The organism is Streptomyces sp. DH-12, from assembly GCF_002899455.1.
Taxonomy (GTDB): domain Bacteria; phylum Actinomycetota; class Actinomycetes; order Streptomycetales; family Streptomycetaceae; genus Streptomyces.
The window spans coordinates 3,004,277-3,031,116 of record NZ_PPFB01000001.1 but is presented as its reverse complement, the minus strand read 5'-3'; the positions used below and the strand labels follow the sequence as shown (position 1 = coordinate 3,031,116).

The 26,840-nt window shown below is 73.2% G+C and carries 23 protein-coding genes and 1 pseudogene; 13 read left to right on the top strand and 11 right to left on the bottom strand.

Features of this window, described 5'->3' with window-relative positions; all coding sequences use genetic code 11:
- Window positions 1–517 precede the first annotated feature (517 nt).
- The 3 genes from C1708_RS12295 (at window position 518) to hutH (ending at window position 4,158) form a co-directional block, all read left to right on the top strand.
- Window positions 518–1,318 carry an enoyl-CoA hydratase/isomerase family protein gene (locus tag C1708_RS12295; RefSeq protein ID WP_106412721.1) on the top strand — a complete coding sequence of 267 codons (801 nt, stop codon included), beginning with the start codon at window positions 518–520 and terminating at the stop codon, window positions 1,316–1,318.
- 55 nt (window positions 1,319–1,373) lie between these two features.
- Window positions 1,374–2,525, top strand: coding sequence for a GGDEF domain-containing protein (locus C1708_RS12290; protein WP_198602478.1), 1,152 nt, complete (start codon window positions 1,374–1,376; stop codon window positions 2,523–2,525).
- A gap of 64 nt (window positions 2,526–2,589) precedes the next feature.
- A complete protein-coding gene (hutH, locus tag C1708_RS12285; RefSeq protein WP_106412720.1) occupies window positions 2,590–4,158 on the top strand; it encodes a histidine ammonia-lyase in 1,569 nt (522 codons plus the stop codon).
- A 55-nt stretch (window positions 4,159–4,213) separates the two neighbouring features.
- On the opposite strand, the gene C1708_RS12280 is transcribed toward hutH, so the two are convergent.
- Complete coding sequence (locus C1708_RS12280; protein ID WP_198602477.1) at window positions 4,214–4,540, bottom strand: hypothetical protein; 327 nt, start codon at window positions 4,538–4,540, stop codon at window positions 4,214–4,216.
- A 109-nt stretch (window positions 4,541–4,649) separates the two neighbouring features.
- On the opposite strand from C1708_RS12280, the gene C1708_RS34400 reads away from it, so the two are divergent.
- The 4 genes from C1708_RS34400 to C1708_RS12260 all read left to right on the top strand — a co-directional run bounded on the left by C1708_RS34400 (window position 4,650) and on the right by C1708_RS12260 (window position 11,476).
- Window positions 4,650–5,213 (top strand): hypothetical protein, encoded by a 564-nt coding sequence (locus tag C1708_RS34400; RefSeq protein ID WP_198602476.1) that lies wholly within the window; start codon window positions 4,650–4,652, stop codon window positions 5,211–5,213.
- A gap of 83 nt (window positions 5,214–5,296) precedes the next feature.
- Complete coding sequence (locus C1708_RS12270; RefSeq protein WP_106412718.1) at window positions 5,297–6,553, top strand: L,D-transpeptidase; 1,257 nt, start codon at window positions 5,297–5,299, stop codon at window positions 6,551–6,553.
- 373 nt (window positions 6,554–6,926) lie between these two features.
- A complete protein-coding gene (locus tag C1708_RS12265) occupies window positions 6,927–10,184 on the top strand; it encodes a S8 family peptidase (RefSeq protein ID WP_106416267.1) in 3,258 nt (1,085 codons plus the stop codon).
- Between the two features lie 251 nt (window positions 10,185–10,435).
- The gene (locus C1708_RS12260) at window positions 10,436–11,476 is read left to right on the top strand and encodes an NAD(P)-dependent alcohol dehydrogenase (RefSeq protein WP_106412717.1); all 1,041 of its coding nucleotides are present in this window, start codon (window positions 10,436–10,438) and stop codon (window positions 11,474–11,476) included.
- A gap of 144 nt (window positions 11,477–11,620) precedes the next feature.
- Here the strand turns inward: C1708_RS12260 and C1708_RS12255 are convergent, their stop codons facing one another.
- The 4 genes and pseudogenes from C1708_RS12255 to C1708_RS12245 all read right to left on the bottom strand — a co-directional run bounded on the left by C1708_RS12255 (window position 11,621) and on the right by C1708_RS12245 (window position 14,724).
- A complete protein-coding gene (locus tag C1708_RS12255; RefSeq protein WP_106412716.1) occupies window positions 11,621–12,304 on the bottom strand; it encodes an SAVMC3_10250 family protein in 684 nt (227 codons plus the stop codon).
- A gap of 14 nt (window positions 12,305–12,318) precedes the next feature.
- Complete coding sequence (locus tag C1708_RS12250) at window positions 12,319–13,164, bottom strand: serine/threonine-protein kinase (RefSeq protein WP_437079407.1); 846 nt, start codon at window positions 13,162–13,164, stop codon at window positions 12,319–12,321.
- A gap of 162 nt (window positions 13,165–13,326) precedes the next feature.
- Window positions 13,327–13,473: pseudogene (locus tag C1708_RS36125) on the bottom strand (translation initiation factor IF-2 N-terminal domain-containing protein); the annotation flags it as partial.
- Window positions 13,474–13,605: 132 nt separating this feature from the next.
- Entirely contained in the window at window positions 13,606–14,724 is a 1,119-nt protein-coding gene (locus tag C1708_RS12245; protein ID WP_106412715.1) for a hypothetical protein, read from the bottom strand.
- Between the two features lie 151 nt (window positions 14,725–14,875).
- Here C1708_RS12245 and C1708_RS12240 point away from each other — a divergent pair, with 151 nt between their 5' ends.
- Window positions 14,876–16,033, top strand: a complete 1,158-nt coding sequence (locus tag C1708_RS12240) for a cystathionine gamma-synthase (RefSeq protein WP_106412714.1) — start codon at window positions 14,876–14,878, stop codon at window positions 16,031–16,033.
- A gap of 19 nt (window positions 16,034–16,052) precedes the next feature.
- On the opposite strand, the gene C1708_RS12235 is transcribed toward C1708_RS12240, so the two are convergent.
- The 3 genes from C1708_RS12235 to C1708_RS12225 all read right to left on the bottom strand — a co-directional run bounded on the left by C1708_RS12235 (window position 16,053) and on the right by C1708_RS12225 (window position 17,446).
- Entirely contained in the window at window positions 16,053–16,304 is a 252-nt protein-coding gene (locus C1708_RS12235) for a hypothetical protein (protein WP_106412713.1), read from the bottom strand.
- A gap of 13 nt (window positions 16,305–16,317) precedes the next feature.
- Window positions 16,318–16,818 carry a sigma factor-like helix-turn-helix DNA-binding protein gene (locus tag C1708_RS12230; RefSeq protein WP_106412712.1) on the bottom strand — a complete coding sequence of 167 codons (501 nt, stop codon included), beginning with the start codon at window positions 16,816–16,818 and terminating at the stop codon, window positions 16,318–16,320.
- A gap of 127 nt (window positions 16,819–16,945) precedes the next feature.
- Window positions 16,946–17,446 (bottom strand): MarR family winged helix-turn-helix transcriptional regulator, encoded by a 501-nt coding sequence (locus C1708_RS12225; RefSeq protein ID WP_106412711.1) that lies wholly within the window; start codon window positions 17,444–17,446, stop codon window positions 16,946–16,948.
- A 164-nt stretch (window positions 17,447–17,610) separates the two neighbouring features.
- Between C1708_RS12225 and ilvA the strand changes: the two genes are divergently transcribed.
- The 3 genes from ilvA (at window position 17,611) to C1708_RS12210 (ending at window position 20,868) form a co-directional block, all read left to right on the top strand.
- Window positions 17,611–18,840, top strand: coding sequence for a threonine ammonia-lyase (gene ilvA, locus C1708_RS12220; protein WP_106412710.1), 1,230 nt, complete (start codon window positions 17,611–17,613; stop codon window positions 18,838–18,840).
- Between the two features lie 196 nt (window positions 18,841–19,036).
- Complete coding sequence (locus C1708_RS12215; RefSeq protein ID WP_106412709.1) at window positions 19,037–20,026, top strand: ATP-binding cassette domain-containing protein; 990 nt, start codon at window positions 19,037–19,039, stop codon at window positions 20,024–20,026.
- The gene (locus tag C1708_RS12210) at window positions 20,023–20,868 is read left to right on the top strand and encodes an ABC transporter permease (RefSeq protein WP_106412708.1); all 846 of its coding nucleotides are present in this window, start codon (window positions 20,023–20,025) and stop codon (window positions 20,866–20,868) included. The genes C1708_RS12215 and C1708_RS12210 overlap by 4 nt, the downstream gene beginning before the upstream one ends.
- A gap of 57 nt (window positions 20,869–20,925) precedes the next feature.
- Here the strand turns inward: C1708_RS12210 and greA are convergent, their stop codons facing one another.
- Window positions 20,926–21,423 carry a transcription elongation factor GreA gene (gene greA / locus C1708_RS12205; RefSeq protein ID WP_106412707.1) on the bottom strand — a complete coding sequence of 166 codons (498 nt, stop codon included), beginning with the start codon at window positions 21,421–21,423 and terminating at the stop codon, window positions 20,926–20,928.
- Window positions 21,424–21,590: 167 nt separating this feature from the next.
- Window positions 21,591–21,989: a DUF4307 domain-containing protein gene (locus C1708_RS12200; protein ID WP_106412706.1), complete on the bottom strand. Its 399-nt coding sequence runs from the start codon at window positions 21,987–21,989 to the stop codon at window positions 21,591–21,593.
- 148 nt (window positions 21,990–22,137) lie between these two features.
- On the opposite strand from C1708_RS12200, the gene mca reads away from it, so the two are divergent.
- Entirely contained in the window at window positions 22,138–23,019 is an 882-nt protein-coding gene (gene mca, locus C1708_RS12195; RefSeq protein WP_106412705.1) for a mycothiol conjugate amidase Mca, read from the top strand.
- On the top strand, window positions 23,012–23,254 hold the full coding sequence (locus C1708_RS12190; protein ID WP_198602474.1) for a hypothetical protein: 243 nt from the start codon (window positions 23,012–23,014) through the stop codon (window positions 23,252–23,254). Before mca ends, C1708_RS12190 begins: the two co-directional genes overlap by 8 nt.
- 315 nt (window positions 23,255–23,569) lie before the next feature.
- On the opposite strand, the gene C1708_RS12185 is transcribed toward C1708_RS12190, so the two are convergent.
- Window positions 23,570–26,770 carry an ATP-binding protein gene (locus C1708_RS12185; protein ID WP_106412703.1) on the bottom strand — a complete coding sequence of 1,067 codons (3,201 nt, stop codon included), beginning with the start codon at window positions 26,768–26,770 and terminating at the stop codon, window positions 23,570–23,572.
- Between the last annotated feature and the right edge of the window lie 70 nt (window positions 26,771–26,840).

Sequence of the window (26,840 nt, the reverse complement as noted above, 5' to 3'; positions counted from 1 at the left end):
GGTGGTGTGGTCCGTGGTTGTGGGGGTGGCGTTTCGACGCGGGGTGGGACGAGGGGGATCTGTGCTTTGCCGCCCAGGGGCCTCGGGGACGTCGGGCCGGGGTGAGGGGGCGGCGGGGGTGTGGACCCCTCGGGGGGCGTGGGTTCCGTGCCCGGTGTGGAGGTGCTGGTCTCGGGGAGGGGGGCCGCCTTCGCGGCCCTGGGCGGGGTGTCCGGGGCCGCCAGGTGGATGAGGGCCGCCGCGCACGCCGTCAGGGTCAGGGCGCCCGCGGCCAGGAGGGCGCGGCGGTCGCGGGGCTTGCGGTGGCGTCCTCGGGGGACGGTGCGGGTCTCGTCCGGTGTCATCGTCTGTCTCCCCCCTGCGGCGCGCCGCGGTGTGCGCACGCTACGCGCCGGGCGGGGCGCGGCTCAGCCGGGTCGGTCGTATGTCACTCGAACGGGTGGACCCTTTTCCTCGGCGGCTCCCGGCTGCCATGATCGGGGCGAGTCACGTTAACCCGCGTTAACCGGAGGGTGTCATGAGTGAGGAACGGTTCGGGGAGTTCGTGCTGGTGCGGCGGCACGAGCGGGGGCATGTCGCGGAGCTCGTCCTCGACCGGCCGAAGGCCATGAACGCGGTGTCGACGGAGATGGCCCGCTCGATCGCCGGGGCCTGTGCGGCGCTGGGCGAGGACCGTGACGTACGGGCGGTGGTGCTGACCTCCTCGCACGAGCGGGCGTTCTGCGTGGGGGCCGATCTGAAGGAGCGGAACTCGTTCAGCGACGCGGACCTGGTGCGGCAGCGGCCGGTGGCGCGGGCCGCCTACACGGGGGTGCTGCAGCTGCCGGTGCCCGCCGTCGCCGCCGTGCACGGGTTCGCGCTGGGGGGCGGGTGCGAGCTGGCCCTGTCGTGCGACGTGATCGTGGCCGACCGTACGGCCGTGATGGGGCTGCCCGAGGTGTCCGTCGGGGTGATCCCGGGCGGGGGCGGTACGCAGTTGCTGCCCCGGCGCGTGGGCGCGGCGCGGGCGGCCGAGCTCATCTTCACCGCGCGGCGGGTGGAGGCCGCCGAGGCGCGGGAGATCGGGCTCGTGGACGCGTTGGTGGAGGAGGGGCGGGACCGCGAGGAGGCGCTCGCCCTGGCCGCGCGGATCGCCGGGAACTCGCCCGTGGGGCTGCGGGCCGCCAAGCGGGCGCTGCGGCTCGGGCACGGACTCGATCTGCCGGCCGGGCTGGAGGTCGAGGACGCGGCCTGGCGGTCGGTGGCGTTCTCCGGGGACCGGGCGGAGGGTGTCGCGGCCTTCAACGAGAAGCGGCGGCCGGAGTGGCCGGGGGAGTGACTTTCACGTCGTCCCCGATGTCTCGACAAGCGGAGAATCTCCCTAATCTGGGGGAATGGGTGAGGAGAGCCGGCTGGCGGCCGTGGTGGCGCTGGCTCAGGGCATGGCCGCCGCGCACAGTTCGCGGGAGGCGTGGCGGGCCGCCGCCGGCGGGGCCCGCCGGGCGCTGGGCGGGAGTTTCGCCGCGCTGTCGGTGTGGGAGCGGGAGCTCGGACGGCTGCGGGTGCTGGTGAACGTCGGGGAGCTGGCCGAGGGCGAGGAGGAGTTCCCCGAGGACGAGTCGTACCCGGTGCACCAGTTCGCCGAGATCACCGAGTTCCTGCACGAGCAGTGGGCCGGCGGGGGCGAGCCCGGCGCCTGGGTGGAGACCGCGCGGGGCCCCGAGGAGGGGCGCGCCGGCTACTGCCACCAGCGGGTCGCGGCGCTGCGGCGGCGGGGGCGCGGCTGCTGCGTGGTCGCGCCGATCGTGATGCACGGGCGGGCCTGGGGCGAGCTGTACGTGGCCCGGCCGGTCGGTGAGCCCGTGTTCGGGCGCGCGGACGCCGACTTCGCGACCGTGCTGGCCGCCGTGGTGGCCGCGGGCATCGCGCAGACCGAGCGGCTGGAGGAGGCGCGGCGGCTGGCCTTCACGGACTCGCTGACCGGCCTCGCCAACCGGCGGGCCGTGGACGCCCGGCTGGACGAGGCGGTCGAGCGGCACCGGCGCGACGGGGCCGTCGTCAGCCTGGTGGTGTGCGACGTGAACGGGCTGAAGCGGGTCAACGACACGCTCGGGCACTCCGTGGGCGACCGGCTGCTGGAACGATTCGGCACCGTTCTCTCGCTGTGCGGGGCGATGCTGCCGGGCGCCCTGGCGGCGCGGCTCGGCGGGGACGAGTTCTGCCTGCTGGCGGTCGGGCCGCCCGCCGACGAGGTGGTCAAGGCGGCCGACGAGGTGTGCCGGCGGGCCGTCGAGCTGGGCATCGGGGACGGGGTCGCGTGCGGGGTGGCGTCCACCGGGGACCCGGTCGGGCCGGTGCGCTCCGCCCGGCGGCTGTTCCGGCTGGCCGACGCGGCGCAGTACCGGGCCAAGGCCGAGCGGGCCGCGCATCCCGTGGTGGCCGGGCGGGAGGGGCCGGGCGACCCCGTGGTGCGGCTCGCGGACGAACCGTCGCGGGAGGCCGACGGGGAGCGGCGCCGGTTCCGCGGGCGGCACGCGCCCGGGTAAGGGGCGCGGGCCCGGTCCGGTGGTGACAGTGCGGCATTCACTGCGTAGGCTCCTGAATATGGATATGCACACTGTGGTGGTGGGGACGTCGGGCGTGACCGCGTCCGACGTGCGGGCCGTGGCGCGCGACGGCGCCCGCGTCGAACTGTCCGCGGAGGCGGTCGCCGCCCTCGCCGCGTCCCGCGAGATCGTGGACGCCCTGGCTGCCAAGCCGGACCCCGTCTACGGGGTGAGCACCGGTTTCGGCGCCCTGGCGACCCGGCACATCAGCCCCGAGCTCCGTGCCCGGCTGCAACGCAACATCGTCCGCTCGCACGCCGCCGGCATGGGGCCGCGCGTGGAGCGGGAGGTCGTCCGGGCGCTGATGTTCCTGCGGCTGAAGACCGTCTGCTCCGGACACACCGGTGTCCGGCCCGAGGTCGCGCAGACGATGGCCGACGTGCTGAACGCCGGGATCACCCCGGTCGTGCACGAGTACGGCTCCCTCGGCTGCTCCGGCGACCTCGCCCCGCTGTCCCACTGCGCCCTCGCGCTGATGGGCGAGGGGGAGGCGGAGGGCCCCGACGGCAGCGTGCGGCCGGCCGGTGAACTGCTCGCCGGCCACGGCATCCGGCCCGTCGAACTGCGCGAGAAGGAAGGGCTCGCCCTCCTCAACGGCACCGACGGCATGCTCGGCATGCTGGTCCTGGCCCTCGCCGACCTGGACCTCCTCTACCGGTCCGCCGACGTCACCGCCGCGCTGAGCCTGGAGGCGCTGCTCGGCACCGACAAGGTGCTCGCCCCCGAGCTGCACGCCATCCGCCCGCACCCCGGGCAGGCCGCGAGCGCCGCCAACATGCTGGCCGTGCTGGAGGGTTCGGGCCTGACGGGGCATCACCAGGACGACGCGCCCCGGGTCCAGGACGCCTACTCGGTGCGCTGCGCCCCGCAGGTCGCCGGCGCCGGACGTGACACCCTGGCGCACGCCCGGCTGGTCGCCGAGCGCGAACTCGCCGCCGCCGTCGACAACCCGGTGGTCCTCCTCGGGGGCGCCTCCCAGGCCTTCGGCTCCGGGGGAGGCCGCCTGGAGTCCAACGGCAACTTCCACGGGGCGCCGGTCGCCTACGTGCTCGACTTCCTCGCCATCGCCGTCGCCGACCTCGCCTCCATCACGGAGCGACGCACCGACCGGCTGCTCGACAAGAACCGCAGCCACGGACTGCCGCCGTTCCTCGCCGACGACGCCGGCGTCGACTCCGGGCTGATGATCGCCCAGTACACGCAGGCCGCCCTGGTCGGCGAGCTGAAGCGGCTGGCCGTACCGGCGTCGGCGGACTCCATCCCGTCGTCCGCGATGCAGGAGGACCACGTCTCCATGGGCTGGTCGGCGGCGCGCAAGCTGCGCACCGCCGTCGACGGCCTCGCCCGGGTCGTCGCCGTCGAGCTGTACGCCGCCGCGCGGGCCGTGGAACTGCGCGAAGGGCTCACCCCGGCCCCGGCGACGCGGGCGGTGCTGAAGGCGCTGCGGGAGGCCGGCGTGGGCGGCCCCGGCCCGGACCGGTACCTGGCGCCCGACCTCGCCGCCGCGGAGGCGTTCGTACGGGACGGGCGGCTGGTGGCAGCCGTGGAGCGGGTCACCGGGCCGCTGAGGTGAGGAGGCCGGGGCCCCGCGGACGTGTCCGCGGGACCCCGGTACGCCGTGGGGGAGCTCAGAACTCCAGGCGCTCCCTGCGGACCGAATAGACGACGAAGCCGGCGCCGAGGGCCAGAGAGGCCGTGCCGCCGACGATGTACGGGGTGCTGTCGAAGCTTCCGGTGTCCGCGAGGCGGACGTCCTGGCCGGTGGTCTCCAGCGAGGCCGACGTCGCGCTCGACACGCCTCTCGCCTGCTCGGTGACCTGCGGGGACGGACCCGCGGACGGCGCGGTCCCCGCCGGGGCGTCCGAAGTCGCGTTCGCGGACGGGACGAACCACAGGGCGCACAGCAGGGTGCCCGCGGCGGTGGCGGTCAGCAACGGACGGAGCGCGGATGACACGGAATATCGATCCCCTTGTGGCGCTGGCGAATTGGCCGTGTGGGCTGATGGTAGTGAACCGCGCGGGTCACAGGAAAGTCACGGGCGTCCGTCCCCGTGCGCTCCGGGCGTGACCACGTCGGAGATCTCACGGTTTGCCGCGTTCGCCTGCAGGGTGTTCCCGGGATCGACGGTCGCGCGGGCGCCGACCGGCGCCGCGCTGCGGGGCGCCGAGGGCGGCACGGGGCCGGCGGGCGGCGAACGGACCCGGGCGGAAAGGGCTGTGACGGAGGACACAGCGGAAGTCCTGGCTCGTCCCGTGGAGGCGTTCGCACTGGTCGGAGAGGTGCCGGGGGTGGAACTGCCGCGGGTCTCCTGGAGCGGTGAGCGGATCGACCGCGGCCCGGACTCGCCCGAAGGGGGCGCCGGCGACGAGGATGAGAGCCTGTTCGACGCGGGCGACGAGGACCGCGACGACGAGTCCGGCGGCGAAGAGCCCCTCCGTGACGCGTCCTGCGGCGGCGGGTCCCGCGCCCACGGGACGACTTGGGGAAATGTTGACCCCGCGAGGCAACCGGCGCACCGGACCGGAACGTCTCAAACGGCGCAAAGACCGGCGTTCCCGCGGTCCGCACCGGCGGACGTGGCGAGTCCCACACGCGTGGGCCTCGGGAACCGGATCACCCGGTCGTAGCGTTGAACGTTGTGGACGAGACGCCTCGGCTCCCGCCGGGCTCTCGTGGGGTTGGGATTCTGGCGACGATGGAGAAGCGTGTGATGACGGACGGTAAGCGGCGGCGCAGGGGTCTGGCGGCCGCGTCCGCTCTGCTCGGCGGAGTGCTGGTGCTCTCGGCGTGTTCCGGCGGGGACGACGACGCCGCCGCGGGGTCCGACGGCAAGGACACCTCGCAGGCGCAGGTCGACGAGGCGGCGGCCAAGAAGTCCTCCGAGGCGCGGATCGAGATCACGCCCAAGAACGGCTCGAACAACGCCTCCATCAACAACTCGGCCACCGTGACCGTCGACAAGGGCACGCTCACCAAGGTCACGATGACCGGTTCCGACGGCACCGTCGTCGAGGGCGAGATATCGGCCGACAAGAAGAGCTGGAAGCCCAGCGTCCAGCTCGAGCGCGCCACCACCTACAAGCTGGCCGTGTCCGCGAAGGACTCCCGGGGCCTCGTCGCCCACGAGAACGCGTCCTTCACGACGGTCTCCCAGGCCAACAGCTTCATCGGCACCTTCACCCCGGACAACGGCACCACGGTCGGCGTGGGCATGCCGGTGTCGATCAACTTCGACAAGGCGATCACGGACAAGGCCGCCGTGCAGAAGGGCATCACCGTGTCCTCCACCAGCGGCCAGGAGGTGGCCTGCCACTGGTTCAACGCCAACCGCATGGACTGCCGCCCCGAGCAGTACTGGCAGGAGGGCTCCACCGTCACCCTGAAGCTGGCGCTCGACGGCGTCGAGGGCGCCGAGGGCGTCTACGGCGTCCAGCAGAAGACGGTCACCTTCAAGATCGGGCGCAACCAGGTCTCCTACGTCGACGCGAAGACCAAGCAGATGAAGGTCACGCAGAACGGCAAGACCGTCAAGACCATCCCGATCTCCGCCGGCGCGCCCGAGACCAAGACGTACGAGGGCCAGATGGTGATCTCCGAGAAGTTCAAGGAGACCCGGATGAACGGCGCGACGGTCGGCTTCACCGACGACGACGGCAAGGGCGAGTACGACATCGCGGACGTGCCCCACGCCATGCGTCTGAGCACCTCCGGCACCTTCATCCACGGCAACTACTGGGGCGCGAAGTCCATCTTCGGCAGCGTCAACACCAGCCACGGCTGCGTGGGCCTCGCCGACACCAAGGGCGCGAACGACCCGAGCACGCCGGGCGCCTGGTTCTACAACAACTCGATCATCGGTGACGTGGTCGTCGTGCAGAACACCGGTGACAAGACCATCGCCCCGGACAACGGCCTCAACGGCTGGAACATGGACTGGGAGCAGTGGAAGGCGGGCTCCGCGATCTGACGCCCCCTCCGCCACGACGGAAAACCCACACCACCCGGCCGATGCCCTCGAACCCTCCCTCGGGAGCGGTGACGGGGCATCGGCCGTTTTCGTCCCTCCGGCCCCAACCGCGCGATTGCGTAACGGAGTTCCGGCGATGACATCACAGTCACCCGGCGACTTCCCGACCTCCTCCGATCCCCCTTGAGCCGCTTGATCGCCCGTCGGCATACTCCGAGCACCGGGGGGTGCGCGCAGGCGTACGAGACCACCCCCGGCCGGGTGACGCTTCGGCCGCCCGGCGACTCCGCTAGGGGGAACCTTGCGCAGACAAGTGAAAAGAGCATGCGCGGCCACGATCGCCACGGCGACCGCCGTGGCGCTCGCGGCGGGCATGGCCGGCCCCGCGTCGGCGAACGGGGAGGGCACCACGGCCGCCGGCTCGTCCGCGAGCGCGGCCGCACCCAAGGGCAAGCACCGGATCACCCTCATCACGGGCGACCGGGTCACGCTGGACGCCAAGGGCCGCGTCGTGGGCCTGGAGCCGGCCGAGGGCCGGGAGCACATACCCGTCCAGATCCGCCGCGGCGACGGCCACACGCTGGTCGTGCCGGCCGACGCCGCCCGGCTGGTCGCGTCCGGCAAGCTGGACCGACGGCTCTTCGACGTCACGGAGTTGAGCAAGGCGGCGACCCGCACCGCGCACCGGAGCGGTCTGAAGGTCATCGTCGGCTACCGGGGCTCCGCGAAGACCGCCAAGGCCGAGGTCCGTGACGCGGGCACGGTCCGCCGGGCGCTGACGTCCCTGAACGCGGAGGCGGTGCAGACGCCGCACGAGGCCACCGCCGAGCTGTGGGACGCCGTCACCGACGGCGACCGCACCGCCTCCGGTGTCGCCCGCGTCTGGCTGGACGGCGTCCGCAAGGCGTCCCTGGACACGTCCGTCGGGCAGATCGGCACCCCGAAGGCCTGGGAGGCCGGCTACGACGGCAAGGGCGTCAGGATCGCCGTCCTGGACACCGGCGTGGACGCCACCCACCCCGACCTCAAGGGCCAGGTGAGCGCGTCCAAGAACTTCACCTCCGCGCCCACCGCCGGGGACGTGGTCGGCCACGGCACCCACGTCGCGTCCATCGCGGCCGGCACGGGCGCCCAGTCGAAGGGCACGTTCAAGGGCGTCGCGCCCGGCGCGACGATCCTCAACGGCAAGGTCCTCGACGACAGCGGCTTCGGCGACGACTCCGGGATCCTCGCGGGCATGGAATGGGCGGCCGCGCAGGGCGCCGACATCGTCAACATGAGCCTCGGCGGCATGGACACCCCGGAGACCGACCCGCTGGAGGCGGCGGTCGACAAGCTCTCCGCCGAGAAGGGCGTCCTGTTCGCCATCGCGGCGGGCAACGAGGGTCCGCAGTCGATCGGTTCGCCCGGCAGCGCGGACTCCGCCCTCACCGTCGGCGCCGTCGACGACAAGGACAAGCTCGCCGACTTCTCCTCCACGGGCCCGCGCCTCGGCGACGGGGCCGTCAAACCGGACGTCACCGCCCCCGGCGTGGACATCACGGCCGCCTCGGCGAAGGGCAACGACATCGCCGGGGAGGTCGGCGAGAAGCCGGCCGGCTACATGACCATCTCCGGTACCTCGATGGCCACCCCGCACGTCGCGGGCGCCGCCGCGCTGCTGAAGCAGCAGCACCCGGAGTGGACGTACACGGAGCTGAAGGGCGCGCTCACCGCCTCCACCAAGGGCGGCAAGTACACCCCCTTCGAGCAGGGTTCGGGCCGCGTCCAGGTGGACAAGGCGATCGCGCAGACCGTGATCGCGGAGCAGGTGTCGCTGAACTTCGGCGTGCAGCAGTGGCCGCACACCGACGACAAGCCGGTCACCGAGAAGCTCACCTACCGCAACCTCGGCACCGAGGACGTCACGCTGAAGCTGACGTCGACCGCCACCGGACCGAAGGGCAAGGCCGCCCCGGCCGGCTTCTTCACCCTCGGCGCCTCCACCCTGACCGTCCCGGCGGGCGGCACGGCCTCCGTGGACGTCACCGCCGACACCCGCCTCGGCGGCACGGCCGACGGCGCGTACTCGGCGTACGTGGTCGCCACGGGCGGCGGCCAGACCGTGCGCACCGCCGCCGTGGTGGAGCGCGAGGTCGAGTCCCACACCGTCACGCTGAAGGTCCTCGACCGCTCCGGCAAGGCGACCGCGAACTACTCGACGTACCTGTCGGGGCTCACCGGCCTGGGCAAGGACCGGTCGTTCGCGCCGTACGAGGCCGACGGCACCGTCAGCGTGCGCGTGCCCAAGGGCAGTTACGTCCTGGACGCCAGCGTGTTCGTGGACGCCGACCCGGAGAAGTGGCGGGGCGCCGACTGGCTCGCCCAGCCGAAGCTGGACGTCACCAGGAACACCACCGTGACGGTGGACGCCCGCAAGGCCAAGCCGGTGAAGGTCACCGTGCCGGGCAAGGGCGCCAAGGCGGAGTTCGCCCTGGCCGACTACACCGTCGAGACCAACGACAGCGCGGTCTCCTACGGCTGGTCGCTGGCGTCCTTCAGCGGCTTCCGCACCGCCCACCTCGGGCCGCAGGTCACCGACGGCACGCTGATCCAGCAGTGGAACGCCCACTTCAGCAAGGGTTCCACGGCGCAGTACAGCGCCGTCACCGGCGGCAAGGTGAAGAAGGTCGCGACCGGTTACACCCGCGCCCTCAAGGCCAAGGAGTTCGCCACCGTCCAGGTCGGCATGGGCGCGGCGGCGAGCGGCAAGAAGGGCTCCGTCAGCGCGTACGGCTGGCTGCCGGGCAGCTTCGGCGCCTCCGGGCTCGGCATCGAGCAGAAGCTGCCCAGCACCCGCACGCTGTACCTGTCCGCGGTCGACGGCGTGAAGTGGGACCTCGACTTCGAGCAGCAGAGCGGGGTCGACAAGGAGGGCTGGCCCGTCTACGACGCCGGCTACACCATCGGCGTCGACAAGGCCTACAAGGGCGGCAAGAGCTACCGGGAGACCGTCAACACGGCCGTCTTCGGGCCGCGTCTCACCTCGGACTACGGCGTCTTCCGCGACGGCAACGACCTCTACGGCATGATCCCGCTGTTCTCCGACGGCAAGGGCCACGTGGGCTCCTCGGAGATCACGTCCGCCACGACGACCCTCTACCGCAACGGCAAGAAGGTCGGCTCCAACAAGGACCCGCTGTCCGGTGAGGCCTTCACCGTCCCGTCCGGTGACGCCGCCTACCGGCTGACCACCTCGGTCAAGCGGAGCGCCGAGGTCGCCGCCGCGTCCACCCGCGTCGACGCGAGCTGGACCTTCCGGTCCAAGAAGACCTCCGGCGAGAAGCACCTGCCCGTCTCCTCGGCCCGGTTCGCCGCGGTCACGGGGCTGGACAGCAAGGTCCCGGCCGGCAAGAAGGCCACCTTCCCGGTCGTCGTGGAGGGCGCCGCCCAGGGCAAGAACCTCAAGTCCCTGGCGGTGTACGTCTCCTACGACGGCGGCAAGACCTGGAAGAAGACCACGGTCAAGAAGGGCAAGGTCACCGTCAAGAACCCCGCCAAGGGCAAGGCGATCTCCTTCCGCGCCAAGATCACCGACAAGAAGGGCAACACGTCCCTGATCTCGGTCTACAACGCCTACCACGGCAAGTAGTCCCCGACGGACGTGACCACGGCGCGGTGAGACCGCGCGACGCACGACGGCCCGCCGGAGGCATCCGCCTCCGGCGGGCCGCCGCGTCGTGTCCCGGGCGTGCGCGGCCCGTCCCCGTCAGCGGCAGGCACAGTGAGCATGGACACACCCGGAAGTCTGGGTACGCGTTGCGCGTTGTCGCAGCTCGGACACCTGTGGGCCCGGCGGAGGACGATCCGGGCGCACGATCCGCCAAGGAGGAGAGACACCGCATGACCACTGTCGCCGCGTACGCCGCGCCCGCCGCCAAGGCACCGCTGGAACGCACCACGATCGAACGGCGCGCCGTCCGCGAGCACGACGTGCTGATCGACATCAAGTTCGCCGGGATCTGCCACTCGGACATCCACCAGGTCCGTGAGGGCTGGGGCGAGGCGATCTTCCCGATGGTGCCCGGCCACGAGATAGCGGGCGTCGTGTCCGAGGTCGGCCCCGGCGTGACCCGGTTCAAGGTCGGCGACCGGGTGGGCGTCGGCTGCATGGTCGACTCCTGCCGCGCGTGCGAGAACTGCCGGGCGGGCAAGGAGCAGTACTGCGTCCAGGGCCAGACCCCGACGTACAACGGCATCGGCCGGGACGGCGAGCCCACCTACGGCGGCTACTCCGAGAAGGTCGTCGTCGACGAGAACTTCGTCGTGCGCATCCCGGACGGCCTCGCCCTCGACGTCGCCGCGCCGCTGCTGTGCGCGGGGATCACCCTGTACTCCCCGCTGAAGCGTTTCGGCGCCGGACCGGGCCGCAAGGTCGCGATCGTCGGCCTGGGCGGTCTGGGCCACCTGGGCGTGAAGATCGCGCACGCGATGGGCGCCGAGGTGACGGTGCTGTCGCAGTCCCTGCGCAAGAAGGACGACGGGCTGCGGCTGGGCGCCGCCCACTACCACGCCACCGGCGACCCGAAGACCTTCGAGGAGCTGCGGGGCGCCTTCGACCTGATCGTGTCGACGGTGTCGGCGCCGCTGGACTTCGGCGCGTACCTGTCGCTGCTGAAGACGGAGGGCACGCTGGCGAACGTGGGCGCGCCCGAGGACCCGGTCTCCCTCAACCTCTTCTCGCTGATCGGAGGCGGCCGCACCCTGGCCGGCTCGATGATCGGCGGCATCCCGGAGACCCAGGAGATGCTGGACTTCTGCGCCGAGCACGGCATCGGCGCGGAGATCGAACTGATCGCCGCGTCCGAGATCAACGAGGCCTACGAACGCGTCGAGAACAGCGACGTCCGCTACCGCTTCGTGATCGACACGGCGACGATCTGAGCTGCGCCGCCGCGCGGGTCCGCGTCAGCCCCCCCCGCGGGCGGCGGACGCGTGGGGCCGGCCGCCGGTGGGGCGGCGCTCCGTGGGCCGGGCGACCGGCTCCGGCGGGCGAGGTGCCTCGGGGCGCCCCGCCCGCCGTTCGCTTCACGCGTCCGCGTACTCCACGTACAGGGGGCTGGCGACCAGGAGACCCGGGGTTCTCGTGGCGGGGAAGCCCGTGGTGACGCGGGCGTAGCCGCGCATCGTCGCCGCCGTCTCCGGGTGGGTCTGGGCGTCGATGCGGGCCAGGAGGGCGTGGAGGGCGGTGACGAGGGAGGGGCGGCGGCCGTCCGGGCCGGCGCCGAGGTCGTCGGAGAGGGCGGCGAGCAGCGCGCCGGGGGCGCTGGCGTCGGAACCGAGGAGGTTCCGTACGAGCTCGCCGGACTGGCGGGTCTCGTCGGTGACGCGGGGCGGCGGTCCGGCGATCAGGTGGTCGGCCGAGCCGTGCAGCAGCAGCCGGACGGGACGGTCCAGCTCCGGGGCGTCCGCGAAGAACACCATCGTCGGGTCGGCGCCGTCCAGGACGAAGTAGTTGAGCGGCGCCTCGAAGGCGATCCACTGCCCCGGCCGCACCCCCGCCTCCGTGTACCAGCGCGCCGACTCCTCGACGCGGCGCACCACCCGCAGCAGGTGCCGGCCCCACAGGTCGGACGCGGGGCCGGGCGACGGGTCCACCTCCACCCCGCCGAACGGCGTGGAGACGCTGACCCGCTGCCGGGGCCACGCGGACCGCAGTCCGGGCAGAAACTGCGAGAGTTTCCGGTCGGACAGGTAGATGACTTCCTGCACTCCTGCTCCGTTCTTCACACGTCCTGGAGACCGAGGAACTCGAAGGCCGCCGGCGGCAGCAGCTCCGAGGGCCGGTGGAGCCCGTCCGGGCCCGGCTCCATGTCCCGCACGATGCGGTCCAGCAACTCGTCGAGGCCCGGGCGCCCGTCCGGGTCCGGCCGCAGGCACGGCGCGACGACGTCCACGAAGGCGTCCGGCACACCACGGAGGTCGGGCGCCTCGGACTGCATGCGCAGCATGGTGCGCACGGGGTCGCTGCCCGGGTACGGACTGTGCCCGGTCGCGGCGAACACCAGCACGGCGCCCAGCGCGTACACGTCGCTCGCGGACGTCACCTTCCGGGCGTCCAACGCCTGCTCGGGGGACATGTAGGCGGGCGTGCCCAGCGTGGTGTGCGCGACGGTCAGCTTGCTGGCCGCCGCGGCCGCCGCCAGCGCGAGCCCGAAGTCGATCACGCGCAGGCCGTCCACGCCGACCAGCACGTTGGAGGGTTTCAGATCGCGGTGCACGATGTCCGCCGCGTGCACCGAGCGCAGCGCCTCCACCAGCTGCGCCGCCACCCAGCGCAGCGCCCCCAGCGGCAGTGGCCCGCACGCGTCGACGAGGTCCTTCAGGGACGGCGCCGAGACGTACGCGGTGGCCAGCCAGGGGATGTCACCGGTGGTGTCCGCGTCCACGACGGGCGGCGCGTAGAAGCCGTTCACGCCCCGCGCCGCGGCCACCTCACGCTGGAAGCGCCTGCGGAACTCCAGGTCGTCGGCCAGCTCCTCCTTGACGACCTTGACGGCGAGCAGCCGCCCGGCCGGGGTCCGCCCGAGGAACACCCGGCCCATCGACCCGCTGCCGATCCGCCGCAGCACCGTGTACGGCCCGACCCGGCGCGGGTCGAAGGGCTGCAGCGGCTTCCAGCGGGACGTGGGGTCCCACTCGTGGTGCTGGGGCCGCAGCACCGAACCGGCCGGAGGCGACGCGGGCGGCGGCACCCGGGGGAGGGACGCGGCGGTCTCCCGCACGACGCCGAGGGCGTCGATCAGCTCCCGGACCACCGGCGCCTCGACCGTGGCCGACGCCGACCGTACGAAGTGGCCCAGCTCGGTCATCTTGTCCAGGACGGCCTTGCTGTCGACCCCGACTGTCCTGGCCAGCTCGTAGACCCGTACGTTCGCCACACCCGACTCCTCCACCGGAGGCCCGTCCTGGCCTCGCAGGGGTCAAGAATATGGGGGCGGACGGGGCAATATACGGACAAACACAGGGGCATCGCGCGGGTGTTGACGTCAGTGCGGCAGCGTGGGCCGACGTCAGTGGGGCAGCGAGGCCGGACTGCCGCCGTTCGCCTCGTAGCCGGCGACCGCCAGGGCGCGGTACACCGCGAACTCGGCGGCCGGGTCCGGGGAGAGCGTCCACGGCAGCGCGCCGACGTGCCCGTCGACGTGTATGAGCTGGCTCATGGCCTCCGCCCAGCGCTCGGCGCGCACCAGGAAGAAGATCAGCATGTGCCGTACGTGCGCCAGCATCGGGTCGTCCGGGCGGGCCGAGTGCACCGCGTGCAGCGCGCCGTGGATCGCCTTGGAGACGGTCTCGCTCTGGTAGAACCCGCTGACCAGATTCACCTCCGGAAGGTGCTCGAACACCGCGAACAGCGGCATCGCGGCCAGCAGGGACCCCTGGGGCGCCCGCGCCGCCGCGGCCTCCGCGAAGTCGAACGCCTGCTGCCGCGAGCCGTGCCACTTCTCGCACCAGTAGTGCAGCGCGGCCAGGTGCGCGCCCATGTGCGCCGGGGCGCGGTCCAGGATCTTCAGCCAGACCTGCTCGAACTCCTGCTGCGAGTAACCGAGTCCGCGCGCCACGGACAGCTCCACGAGGTACGGCACCGGGTCGCCGGGGGCCAGCAGCGCGGCCTGGCCGCACGCCGCCTTCGCCTCCTCCATGATGATCCGGAACTCGTCCGTGCCGGGTGCGGCCGTGCGCCAGGCCTGCTGCACCAGGAACTCGGCGTGCACCGCGGCGCCGCCCGCGTCCTTGGGCGCCTCGGAGCGCCACACCCGCAGCCACTGGCCGCCCGGCGCCTCGGAAACCCCGCCGGGCCGCTGCGCCAGCTCCAGGGACGCGGCGCCCGCGAAGGCCTGCACCCGCTGCCAGCGCTGCTCGCCGTCCGCGGGCGTGCCCGCCAGCAACTGCTGCGCCGCGCGGTAGTCCTGGGTGCGCTGCACCACGTCGAGGACGTCCAGCAGGTCCTGGTCGGGGCCGGGCATGCGGATGTCCAGCTCCTCCTGGAGCGCGAAGCCGTAGTCCGCCGGGTCCGCCGCGTCCGGGTGGCCGGGCGGAACCAGGCCCACGGCGCCGCGCCGGCGGCGAAGGAACGGCAGCACCACGAAGCCGAGCATGACGAGGGCGATCAGGACCCACAGAATCTCCATGTCACCAGCGAACCAGACCGCGCGGCCGGATGGCCAACCCGCTGCCCGGACCTGTGGAAAAACCCCGCCGTCCGCCCCCGGGAAGGCCCCTCCGCCCCGCCCGGCGGTCCGCGGGCGTCATCACGGCGTTCCGCGCACTACCCTCGGGCGCATGAGCGACAGGCACATCAGTCAGCACTTCGAGACGCTCGCGATCCACGCGGGCAACACCGCCGACCCTCTGACGGGGGCGGTCGTCCCGCCGATCTACCAGGTGTCCACCTACAAGCAGGACGGCGTCGGCGGCCTGCGCGGCGGCTACGAGTACAGCCGCAGCGCCAACCCGACCAGGACCGCGCTGGAGGAGAACCTGGCCGCCCTGGAGGGCGGCCGCCGCGGGCTCGCGTTCGCGTCCGGACTGGCGGCCGAGGACTGCCTGCTGCGCACGCTGCTCGCGCCCGGCGACCACGTGGTCATCCCGAACGACGCGTACGGCGGCACGTTCCGCCTGTTCGCCAAGGTCGTGGCCCGCTGGGGCGTTCAGTGGTCGGTGGCCGACACCTCCGACCCGGCCGCGGTGCGGGACGCGATCACCCCGAAGACCAGGGCGATCTGGGTGGAGACCCCCTCCAACCCGCTGCTCGGCATCACCGACATCGCCGCCGTCGCCCAGGTGGCGCGGGACGCCGGCGTCCGGCTGGTCGTCGACAACACCTTCGCCACGCCGTACCTGCAGCAGCCGCTCGCGCTCGGCGCGGACGTCGTCGTGCACTCCCTGACCAAGTACATGGGCGGCCACTCGGACGTCGTCGGCGGCGCCCTGGTCACCGCCGACGCGGAGCTGGGCGAGGAGCTGGCGTTCCACCAGAACGCGATGGGCGCGGTCGCCGGGCCCTTCGACGCGTGGCTGGTGCTGCGCGGCACCAAGACGCTGTCGGTGCGCATGGACCGGCACAGCGAGAACGCGACCCGCGTCGCCGACATGCTCACCCGCCACCCGCGCGTGACGAGCGTGCTCTACCCGGGTCTGCCCGACCACCCCGGTCACGAGGTCGCCGCCAAGCAGATGCGCGCCTTCGGCGGCATGATCTCCTTCCGCGTCGAGGGCGGCGAGCAGGCGGCCGTCGAGGTGTGCGACCGCGCGCGGGTGTTCACCCTCGGCGAGTCCCTGGGCGGCGTCGAGTCGCTGATCGAGCACCCCGGCCGGATGACGCACGCGTCGGTCGCCGGTTCGCAGCTCGAGGTGCCCGCCGACCTGGTGCGCCTGTCCGTCGGCATCGAGAACGTCGACGACCTGCTCGAGGACCTGCAGCAGGCGCTGGGCCGCTAGGCCCGGACGAGGAGCCTGGTCACCAGCCGGTCGTCAGGGGTGGGGCCGTCCCGGGCGGCGGCTCCACCCAGGGCCGGGCGGTCAGCGCCCACACGGTGAACGCCACGGCCGCCGCGCACAGCAGCAGCCACATCGCGCGCCGGGCGTACCTCCGGCGCCGCAGCACGCGGGCGCCGCGCCGCACGGCCTCCGCGGCGAGGCCGGGCGGCAGCACCGGGGGCCCCTGCGCCATCAGCCGCCGCACGCGCTCCTCGCGGTTCGTCCGGTTCACGCCGCCTCCCCGGTCATGACGGCACCGTGCCGACGCGTCCCGGCGCGCGGGCCGGTTCCGGCTCCGGGCGCAGCATGACGGCCATCGCGCGGTTCTGCACGGCCCGTACGCGCTCGGCGGGGAGCCCCAGCAGGGCCGCCGCCCGCTCCTCGCCGATGCCCTCGTGCAGCCGCATGACCAGGATCAGCCGCTCCTGCGGGCTCAGCCCGGCCAGCGGGCCGCCGGGACGGGGCCGGAAGGGGAGCCGCCCGCCGTGACGCAGGGCGCCGAGCGCGAACCTGATCATCAGGTGCCGCCGGGTGTGGTCGTACGGGTCCTCGCCGTGCAGCCGCTCCCAGCAGGCGTACGTACGGGCCAGGGCGAGGGTGAGCAGGCGCTGGGCGCGCGGGTTGGCGTCCCGCGGCTCGGCGGTCAGCAGGGTCGCGGTGTGCAGCAGCCGTCCGCCCGCACCCGCGACGTACGCCCGGAACTCCTGGGCGCGACGGACGTCGTCGCACGCATGCCGTGGTCGCACCCGCACCTCCCGTGGCCCCCGCGGAGGGCCGCCCCGTGCCGTGCGGCGGACGGAGACCCCCTCCCCATATCAGGCCAGGGCGCGCGCCCGGGTCAAGAGGCGCGCACGGCGCGGACGCGCGGCCGGATCAGGCGTCGCCGCGGTCGTGCCCGGCCATCCGGGCGGACAGCGCGCCGTTGAACCGGGTGAGGAGCGCGCAGAACGCCTCGCGCTCCTCCGGCGCCCAGTCGTCGGTCAGCTCGGCCATCAACTGCCGCCGGGAGACGCGTACTTCCTCCAGGCGGGCCTGGCCGCGCGGGGAGAGCTGGAGCACGACCGCGCGGCCGTCCTCGGGGTGCGAGGTCCGCTTGACCAGGCCGGTGTCCACGAGCGGCGCCACCTGCCGGGTGACGGTGGAGGAGTCGATCCCCATGCTCGCGGCCAGGGCCTTGACGCCCATCGGGCCTTCCTTGTCGAGCCGGTTGAGCAGCAGGTAGGCGGCGCGGTCCATGGAGTTGCGGACCTGGCCGACCCCGCCGAGCCGGGTCTGTTCGGCACGGCGGGCGAAGAGCGCCACCTCGTGCTGCAGAGTGTCGAGAAGACCGGTGTCACCGTCCGCGGCCGGATCGGTCGTCATGTCCATCGACATTTCAGGTGTAGTGGGCATGGCGGGGGGCTCACTTCGTGATGGGCTGCTGATGGGACGACAGGGTACGCGGCCGGGGCGCGGACCGTACCAGGGCTGTGGAAAGCGGCCGTCCGCGGGTCGGTCGTCGCGCCCGTCCTCCCCGGGATGACTGCGATGCTGGAGACATGAACCACAGCACGGCCGGCCGACTGCGGACCGTCACCCTCGACGACGTGCGCGGCGCTCGGAAGGTGCTCTCCGGCGTGGCCCGCACGACCGCTCTGGAGGGCAGCCGGTACCTGTCCCGGCAGGTGGGCGCGCCGACGCTGCTGAAGTGCGAGAACCTCCAGCGGACCGGGTCCTTCAAGCTGCGCGGCGCGTACGTGCGGATCGCCGGGCTGCTCCCCGAGGAGCGGGCCGCGGGGGTCGTCGCGGCGAGCGCGGGCAACCACGCGCAGGGCGTGGCGCTGGCGTCGGCGCTGCTCGGGGTGCGGTCCACGGTGTTCATGCCGAAGGGCGCCCCGCTGCCGAAGATCAGCGCGACCCGGGAGTACGGCGCCGAGGTGCGCCTGCACGGCCAGGTGGTGGACGAGTCGCTGGCCGCGGCGCAGGAGTACGCGCGCGAGACGGGCGCGGTGTTCATCCACCCCTTCGACCACCCGGACGTCATCGCAGGCCAGGGCACGGTGGGACTGGAGATTCTGGAGCAGTGCCCCGAGGTGCGCACGATCGTCGTCGGGGTCGGCGGGGGCGGGCTGGCCGCCGGGATCGCGGTCGCGGTGAAGGCGCTGCGGCCGGACGTGCGGATCGTCGGCGTGCAGGCGGAGGGCGCGGCGGCCTACCCGCCGTCGCTGGCCGCCGGGCGCCCGGTGTCGCTGGACCACCCGGTCACGATGGCCGACGGGATCAAGGTGGGGCGGCCCGGCGACGTGCCGTTCGGGCTGGTCGGCGAGTTGGTGGACGAGGTGCGCACGGTCACCGAGGACGAGCTGTCGGCCGCGCTGCTGCTGTGTCTGGAGCGGGCCAAGCTGGTGGTCGAGCCGGCCGGGGCGAGCCCGGTCGCGGCGCTGCTGAGCCGGCCCGAGGCCTTCGAGGGGCCGGTCGTCGCGGTGCTGTCCGGCGGCAACGTGGACCCGGTGCTGATGGAACGGGTGCTGCGGCACGGCATGGCGGCGCAGGGCCGCTACCTGGCCGTCCGGCTGCGGCTGACGGACCGGCCGGGCGCCCTGGCCTCGCTGCTGGGGGCGCTGTCCGCGGTCGATGCCAACGTCCTCGACGTGAGCCACATGCGGACCGACCCGCGGCTGGGACTCACGGAGGCGGAGGTCGAGCTGCATCTGGAGACCAAGGGGCCGGCGCACTGCGCCGAGGTCCAGCAGGCGCTGCGCGACGCGGGTCACACGGTGACGGGTTAGCCGGCGGCGGGTCAGCCGGAAGCGGCTTCACCCCTTCGGGTACATCCGTTGAGGGACGCGATACATCGCGTTAGCGTGTGTCTCTCGTCACGGTGTGGCCGCCGACGCCCCTGGCGCCCTCCCGGGCGCGTACCCGGCACATGCCGGCACACGGACCTACGCTTTTCCGAAGAATCACGACGACGTGGAGATTTCTATGCCAGGTGCCATTCAGGCCGAAGGTCTGGTGAAGACCTTCGGAGACGTCAAGGCACTGGACGGCGTCGACCTCGAGGTCCCCGAGGGAACCGTCCTGGGACTGCTCGGGCCCAACGGCGCGGGCAAGACCACCACCGTCCGCTGTCTCACCACGCTGCTCCGTCCCGACAGCGGCAAGGCCGTCGTCGCCGGCATCGACGTGCTGAAGCACCCCGACGCCGTGCGCCGCTCGATCGGTCTGTCCGGCCAGTTCGCCGCCGTCGACGAGTACCTCACCGGCCGGGAGAACCTCCAGATGGTCGGCCAGCTGTACCAGATGAGGGCCAAGGCCGCCCGGGCCCGCGCGGACGAGCTGCTGGAGCAGTTCCACCTGGCGGACGCGGCCGACCGCACGGCGAAGACCTACTCCGGCGGCATGCGCCGCCGGCTCGACCTCGCCGCCGCCCTGGTCGTCTCCCCGCCCGTGATGTTCATGGACGAACCGACGACCGGTCTCGACCCGCGCAACCGCCAGCAGCTCTGGGACGTGATCAAGAACCTCGTCTCCGGCGGCACGACCCTGCTGCTCACCACGCAGTACCTGGAGGAGGCCGACCACCTGGCGCACGACATCGCGGTCGTCGACCAGGGCCGGGTCATCGCCCAGGGCACCTCCGACCAGCTCAAGGCCCGCACCGGCGGCGACCGCGTCGAGGTCGTGGTGCACGAGCGCGAGCACATCCGCACCGCGGCCGCCCTCCTCGACAAGTACAGCCTGCGCGGCCCCGGCCGCGGCGACACCACGGTCGAGGAGCACATGCGCAAGATCACGACACCGGTCTCCGGCGGGGCGAAGCTGCTCGCCGAAGTCATCCGCGAGCTCGACGCCGACGGCATCGAGATCGACGACATCGGGCTGCGCCGCCCCACCCTCGACGACGTGTTCCTCTCCCTCACCGGCCACGCCGCCGAGTCCGCCCCGTCCGACGCCGAGGAGGCCGCGAAGTGAGCACCGTCACCGAGTCCACGCGGGTCGCGTCCCCCGGCAACGCCTTCAGCCGCTCGGTCCGCGACTCGCTGGTCGTCGCCAAGCGCAACCTGATCCGCATGGCCCGCATCCCCGAAGTGGTCATCTTCGGACTGATCCAGCCGATCATGTTCGTGGTGCTGTTCTCGTACGTGTTCGGCGGCTCGCTGGACATCGGCGGCAGCACCAGCCCGCAGGTCTACCGCGAGTTCCTGATGGCCGGCATCTTCGCCCAGACCGTCACCTTCGCCACCGCGGGGGCCGGCGCGGGCATCGCCGAGGACATGCACAAGGGGCTCATCGACCGCTTCCGCTCCCTGCCGATGGCGCGCGGCGCGGTGCTCACCGGCCGCACCCTCGCCGACATGGTGCAGACGGCGCTCACCCTGCTCGTGCTCGCCGTCGTCGCCCTGCTGGTCGGCTGGCGCACCCACACCGGCATCGGCGAGGTGCTCGGCGCGTTCGGCCTGCTGCTGCTCACCGGGTACGCGTTCACCTGGATCGGCGCGGTCATCGGCCTGTCGGTGCGCACGCCGGAGGCGGCCACCTCCGGCGGACTGGTCTGGCTCTTCCCGGTCACGTTCGTGTCGAACGCGTTCGTGGACTCCAGCAACATGACGCCGTGGCTGCGGCACATCGCGGACTGGAACCCGTTCAGCGCCACCGTCCAGGCCTGCCGCGAGCTGTTCGGCAACCCGGGCGTCTCCACCTCGGACGCCTGGCCGATGCAGCACCCGGTGTGGGCGTCGGTGATCTACTCGGTGCTGATCATCGTGGTCTTCCGGACCCTGGCCGTGCGCCGGTACCGCTCGGCGGCGGCATGACGGAGCCCCCGGCGCCGCTCGGACGCCGGGGGCCCGTGGGGACTCGCGCGCGGCGGGTCAGCCGTCGTACGGCTCGGCCTTGAGGATCTTCACCGACGCCTTCTTGCCGTTCGGCAGTTCGTACTCCGCGTCCTCGCCGACCTTGTGGCCCATCACGCCGGTGCCCAGCGGGGACTGCGGCGAGTAGGTCTCGATCTCGGAGCTCGCGTACTCGCGGGAGGCGAGCAGGAAGGTCAGCGTGTCGTCCTCGTCACCGTCGAAGGCGATCGTCACGACCATGCCCGGCGCCACCGAGCCGTCGGCCGCCGGGGGTGTGCCCACCTTGGCGTTCTCGAGGAGCTGGGTGAGCTGGCGCACACGGAGCTCCTGCTTGCCCTGCTCCTCCTTGGCCGCGTGGTACCCGCCGTTCTCACGCAGGTCGCCCTCCTCACGCGCGGCGGCGATCTTGGCGGCGATCTCCGTGCGCGCGGGACCAGTAAGGTACGCAAGCTCTTCCTTGAGCTTGTTGTACGCCTCCTGGGTCAGCCAGGTGACGTTCTCGCTGGTCTGGGTCACAGGTGCTCCTCGTAGTTACTGGGAATACAAAGCATCGCCCTCCCAGAAGGATGGTCCTCCGGGGACGGGCGAAACCACGAGCCTAACAATTGAGTGCCCGTAGGGGGAGGACATAAGCCGCTGTACCCGCGTCAGCGCAGGTCAGCGGCCCGGTATTCCCCGTCGCGTCACTCGGCGTGACAGCCGAGGAGCTCCGCGCTGGTGCCGGGGGAGGTGGTGCGCAGCGTGACCACCTCGTCGATGCGGGTGGCGTCGCCGTCGAAGCGGAAGTCGGCGCGGCCGACCTCGGCGCCGTCCGCGGACTGGGAGCGCACGGTGCAGTAGCCGACGACGCCGGCGTCCTTGTGCACCTCCAGGTGCACCTTCACCGCGTCCTCGCCGGTCTCGAAGCGGATCAGCTCGGCGCTGATCTCGTTCTGCGCGACGTGGTGGTAGCCGAACCAGCCGATCATGGCGGTGAACAGGACGGCGAGCACCCCGCCGACGACCTTGAGGGTGCGGTCGGCGCGCTGGTCCGAGGAGCGGCCGTAACGGCCCTCGGGGGTCCGCGTGCTCGACGTACTCATGATCGTCTCCTCGGCAGGAAGGAACCGGCGTCCCCGGACCGTCCCCGGGAGCGGCGCTCCGGAATTTTTCGCCCCCCGGTTCCGTCACTATAGAAGCCTGCGACTGCGCCGCCGCACACAGGGCGCCCAACGACTTGAGGATTGAGTCTTGACTGACCAGCTGCGACTGATGGCCGTGCACGCCCACCCCGACGACGAGTCGAGCAAGGGCGCGGCCACCATGGCGAAGTACGTGTCCGAGGGGGTGGACGTGCTGGTGGTGACCTGCACGGGCGGGGAGCGCGGCTCCATCCTCAACCCCAAGCTCCAGGGGGACCCGTACATCGAGGAGCACATCCACGAGGTGCGCAGGAAGGAGATGGACGAGGCGCGCGAGATCCTCGGCGTGAAGCAGGAGTGGCTGGGCTTCGTCGACTCGGGGCTGCCCGAGGGCGACCCGCTGCCGCCGCTGCCGGAGGGCTGCTTCGCCCTGGAGGACGTCGACAAGGCGGCGGGCGAGCTGGTGCGCAAGATCCGCTCCTTCCGGCCCCAGGTGATCACCACCTACGACGAGAACGGCGGCTACCCGCACCCCGACCACATCATGACCCACAAGATCACGATGGTGGCGTTCGAGGGCGCGGCGGACACCGAGAAGTACCCGGAGGGCGAGTTCGGCCCGGCGTACCAGCCGCTGAAGGTGTACTACAACCAGGGCTTCAACCGGCCCCGCACCGAGGCGCTGCACCAGGCGATGCTGGAGCGCGGGCTCGAGTCGCCCTACGGCGACTGGCTGAAGCGGTGGGACGAGTTCGAGCGCAAGGAGCGCACGCTCACCACGCACGTGCCGTGCGCCGACTTCTTCGAGATCCGCGACAAGGCGCTGATCGCGCACCGCACGCAGATCGACCCCGACGGGGGCTGGTTCCGGGTGCCGCTCGACCTCCAGAAGGAGGTCTGGCCGACGGAGGAGTACGAGCTCGCGAAGTCGCTCGTGGACACCTCCCTCCCCGAGGACGACCTCTTCGCGGGCATCCGGGACAATGGCTGACATGAGCGCAAGCGCAAGCCTGGCAATGACCCACCTGGTCCCCCTCGCCCAGGAATTCGACGAGGACAAGGTCACCCCCGGCGTCCTCGGCTTCATCGTCTTCGCGGTGATGGCCGTGGCGGTCTGGGGGCTGATGAAGTCGATGAACCGGCACATGGGCCGCGTGAACTTCGCGGAGGCGGACGAGACCGCCGCGGACGGCGCCGTCCCCGACGGCGGCAACTCCACGGCCTGACACCAGGCCCGCAGCCCTGCGGCACCCGGCACGTCCGCCGGGTGCCGCATGCCGTGCGGGTGCGGCCGGCCTCAGTTGCCGCGCGGGCCGGCGGCGCACCGCGTGCCACACGCCTGCGCCCGCCCCGGCGGGGGCGGCGCGCCGACGGAGCGGCCGAGCGGCTCCGGGCCGGGCCTCGGCGTCCGGGCCCGCGCCGCTCGCCCACGCCTCGCGACCGCTGTTCCCGCGGCCCGTCCCGGCGGCTGGACGCAGCCGCGAGGAGTCCGGCCCGCATGCCGCACCCCGCGTGCCCCGAAGGCGCTCCGGAGGGGACCCTCACGCGTCCAGCGGGACCGGCACCCCCATTACCTCGCGGGCGTGGCGGCCCGGGACCAGGCCGAGGTTCCAGGCCTGCCAGCCGGTGTCGAGGCTGACGCCGCGCTCCAGGAGGAGCCGGTAGGCCTCGACGCTGTCGGTGAGTCTCGGATCGCGGGCCGGGTGGACCGCGACGGCCAGGTCGGCGAGCTCCTGCCGGGCCACCGCCGTGCCGACCTCCGTGCCGCCCGGGGCCGCGTACGGCAGGAGCGTGCAGCGCAGGAAGCGCGCCCAGTCCTCGCCGCGCCGGTCGCCGTAGGAGACGAACAGCGCCACCGCCTCGTCGCACAGCGCCAGCGCCTGCTGGGTGCGGGCGTTGCCCGCGTCGACGACGGCCAGCTCCAGACACGTCCACGCCTCGCCGTGCGCCACCTGGATCCGCTGGAAGTCGGCGCGCGCGTCCACCAGCAGCTGCCGGGCGAAGCCGGAGTTGCGCAGTGAGCCGGTCCGGGCCGCCCGCTGGTCGCGGGTCACCCGCGCCGAGTGGTGCCGGGCACAGGCCAGACCGTAGACGTCCCGCATGCGGGAGAACATCGTGCGGGCGCGCTCCAGCTCGCGCACCGCGCTGTCCAGGTCGCCGCTCTCCTCCAGGGCCTGCCCCAGGTAGTACAGCGTCCACGCCTCGCCGCGCGCGTCCTCGTTGTCCCGGTGCCGGGCGGCGGCCCGGCGCAGCTCCTCCACCGCCGGTCCCGCGTCCCCGTCCACCAGCCGGGCCCGCGCCAGCTCGGTCAGCGCCCACGCCTCGCCGCGCGCGTCACGGGTGCGGCCGTACAGGCCGAGGGCGGTGCGCAGCTCCTCCTCCGCGCGGGGCACGTCGCCGCGCCGCAGGTGCAGCTGCCCGAGCTGGAAGTGCGCCCACGCCTGCCCGTGCAGGGACTCGCCCGCGCGGTGCAGCACCAGCGACCCGGTGAGCAGCTCCAGCGCCTCCGCCAGCCGGGCCCGGTCCCGCTCCACGGCGGCCAGCGCGTGCATCGTCCAGGCACGGTCGGCGGCCAGTGCGTCGGACGCCTGGAGGCCCATCGCCTCCCGCAGCCGCGCCGACGCCTCCGTCAGGTTGCCCTGGTGGTGCAGCGTGATGCCGAGCGAGGTCAGCGCCCGCGCCGCCCCCGCCTCGTGCTGCGCCTCCCGGTACAGGTCCACCACCGACGTCAGGGTGGTCCGCGCCGTGTCCAGCTCGCCGAGCTGCCGTGCCGCGATGCCCGTGCGCCACTGCACGGAGCGGACCAGCAGCCCTTCGTCGACGGTCTGCGCCAGCTCGTTGATCTCGCCCAGCCGGTAGAGGTCGCCGCGCAGCAGGCAGTAGTCGCACAGGGCGCCCAGCAGGTTCAGCACCGCCGCCTGGTTCACGCCCTCGGCGTGCCGCAGCGCCGCCGTGATGAAGCTGGACTCGTCGTCCAGCCAGCGCAGCGCCTCGTCCAGGGAGGTGAAGCCGTAGGGGCCGAAGCGGTCGGAGCGGGTCGACATGTTCCCGTCGACCAGCCGCAGCACCGAGTCGGCGAGCTCGGCGTAGGTGACGATCAGCCGTTCGTGCGCGGCGGCGCGCTCGTCCGGGTCCTCCTCGTCGAGGAGGCGGGCCTGCGCGAAGGCGCGCACCAGGGCGTGCAGCCGGTACCGGCCGTGCCGGACGCGGTCGATCAGCCCGGCCCGGTGCAGCGCCTCCAGGTGCCGGGTGGCCTCCGCCTCGTCGGTGGAGAGCAGCGCCGCCGCCGCGGCCGCGCCCAGCGAGGCGCGCCCGGCCAGGGCCAGCCGGCGCAGCAGCCGCCGCACGGTGTCCGGCTGGTCGGTGTAGCGCAGCCACAGGGCGCGCTCGACGGGTTCGACGGGCCCGTAGCCGTCGAGGCCGGTGGCGAGGGCGAGCGCGGAGCGCGGCCCGAGGGCGGCGCCGGCCAGCCGCAGCGCCAGCGGCAGACCCCCGCACAGCTCCCGTACCCGCTCCGCGGACTCGGCGTCGTACGGGCCGGAGGCGTCCTGCGCGACGGCGGTCAGCAGTTCCTCCGCGCCGGCCGCGTCCAGCGGCTCCACCGGCAGCCGGTGCACCCGCGCGGGCAGGTCCTCGGGCAGCCCCAGCGGGGAGCGGGAGGTGACCAGCACCAGGCTGTCGGAGCGTTCGGGGAGGAGCGTGCGGACCTGCTGCGGGTCGGAGGCGTCGTCGAGGACGATGGCGACCGGCGTGCCGGTCAGATGCTGGTGGTACAGCTCGCTCAGCCGTTTGACCTGCTGGTCCGGGGAGGTCCGCTCCCGGAACAGCAGCTGTTCGCGCGGCGCGCCGAGCCGGTTCAGCAGGTGCAGCAGCGCGTCCCGCGTGGACAGCGCGGGCTCGCCGGAGCCGTCGCCGCGCAGGTCGACCACGCAGGCCCCGCGGAAGTGGTCCTTCAGCTCGTGCGCGGCCCGCACCGCCAGCGTCGTACGGCCGCTGCCGGGCGCCCCGTGCAGCACCACCACCGTGGGTCTGGTCTCCGTGCTCGCGCGGGCCGCCTGCACCCACTGCCGGATCCGCGCCATCTCCTGCCGCCGCCCCGCGAACGGGCCGTGCGGCTCCGGGAGCTGCCCGAACGACTGCTCCAGGACGCTCCGTCCGCGGGCCGCCGCGCTCTTGTCGGCGCCGCGCAGCCGCGGCCCGGTCCGCTTCGGCGCCGTGGACGCGGCGAGGATCCGCTGCTGGTCGAGGAACGGCCGGATGCCGCGCACCTCCAGCGCCGTCAGCCACTGCAGCCGCAGCTGCTCCACCCCGCCCGGCTGGCCCGCCGCGCCGGCCCGGCGGTGGGCGGCGGGCAGGTGCGACCCGGCGACCTTCACCACGGTCGTCGCCGCGCCGGCCACCCCGACGGCCACGCCCGCGCCGAGCGCGGTCCCGGTACCCGTGCCGAGCGCCATGTCGGCGACGATCGCGGCCACACCCGCGACCCCGGCCACCAGCAACGGCGTCCCGCCGCCCTCACGGGCGTACCGCTGCCGGAACGTGAGCTGGCCCGCCTCCGCCTCGTCCAGGGCGCGGGTGTACGCCGCGTACTCCTCGGCCGCCGTGCGCGCCATCGCGTCCAGCGCGCCGCGTGCCCGGGAGAGCAGCACCTTTCCGTCGGCGCGCCCGCCCGACCGGCGCACCTCCTCCTCCACGGCCCGTGTCAACAGCCGTTCGGCATCGGCCCGATGACCGTCCCTCATGTCCCGTCCCCCTCCGGCGGCGATCGCGTCCCCACGAGTGTGCTGCGGCCGGGGCCCCGGCGCGAGGGTG

Coding starts and splice junctions, on each gene's coding strand:
- C1708_RS12200 (WP_106412706.1), bottom strand. CDS start 21,989: ATGAGTACGTCGAGCACGCGGACCCCCGAGGGCCGTTACGGCCGCTCC.
- C1708_RS12215 (WP_106412709.1), top strand. CDS start 19,037: ATGCCAGGTGCCATTCAGGCCGAAGGTCTGGTGAAGACCTTCGGAGAC.
- C1708_RS12185 (WP_106412703.1), bottom strand. CDS start 26,770: ATGAGGGACGGTCATCGGGCCGATGCCGAACGGCTGTTGACACGGGCC.
- C1708_RS12290 (WP_198602478.1), top strand. CDS start 1,374: ATGGGTGAGGAGAGCCGGCTGGCGGCCGTGGTGGCGCTGGCTCAGGGC.
- C1708_RS12295 (WP_106412721.1), top strand. CDS start 518: ATGAGTGAGGAACGGTTCGGGGAGTTCGTGCTGGTGCGGCGGCACGAG.
- C1708_RS12260 (WP_106412717.1), top strand. CDS start 10,436: ATGACCACTGTCGCCGCGTACGCCGCGCCCGCCGCCAAGGCACCGCTG.
- C1708_RS12245 (WP_106412715.1), bottom strand. CDS start 14,724: ATGGAGATTCTGTGGGTCCTGATCGCCCTCGTCATGCTCGGCTTCGTG.
- ilvA (WP_106412710.1), top strand. CDS start 17,611: ATGAACCACAGCACGGCCGGCCGACTGCGGACCGTCACCCTCGACGAC.
- C1708_RS12240 (WP_106412714.1), top strand. CDS start 14,876: ATGAGCGACAGGCACATCAGTCAGCACTTCGAGACGCTCGCGATCCAC.
- hutH (WP_106412720.1), top strand. CDS start 2,590: ATGCACACTGTGGTGGTGGGGACGTCGGGCGTGACCGCGTCCGACGTG.
- C1708_RS12265 (WP_106416267.1), top strand. CDS start 6,927: ATGGCCGGCCCCGCGTCGGCGAACGGGGAGGGCACCACGGCCGCCGGC.
- C1708_RS12225 (WP_106412711.1), bottom strand. CDS start 17,446: ATGTCGATGGACATGACGACCGATCCGGCCGCGGACGGTGACACCGGT.
- C1708_RS12270 (WP_106412718.1), top strand. CDS start 5,297: ATGACGGACGGTAAGCGGCGGCGCAGGGGTCTGGCGGCCGCGTCCGCT.
- C1708_RS12190 (WP_198602474.1), top strand. CDS start 23,012: ATGGCTGACATGAGCGCAAGCGCAAGCCTGGCAATGACCCACCTGGTC.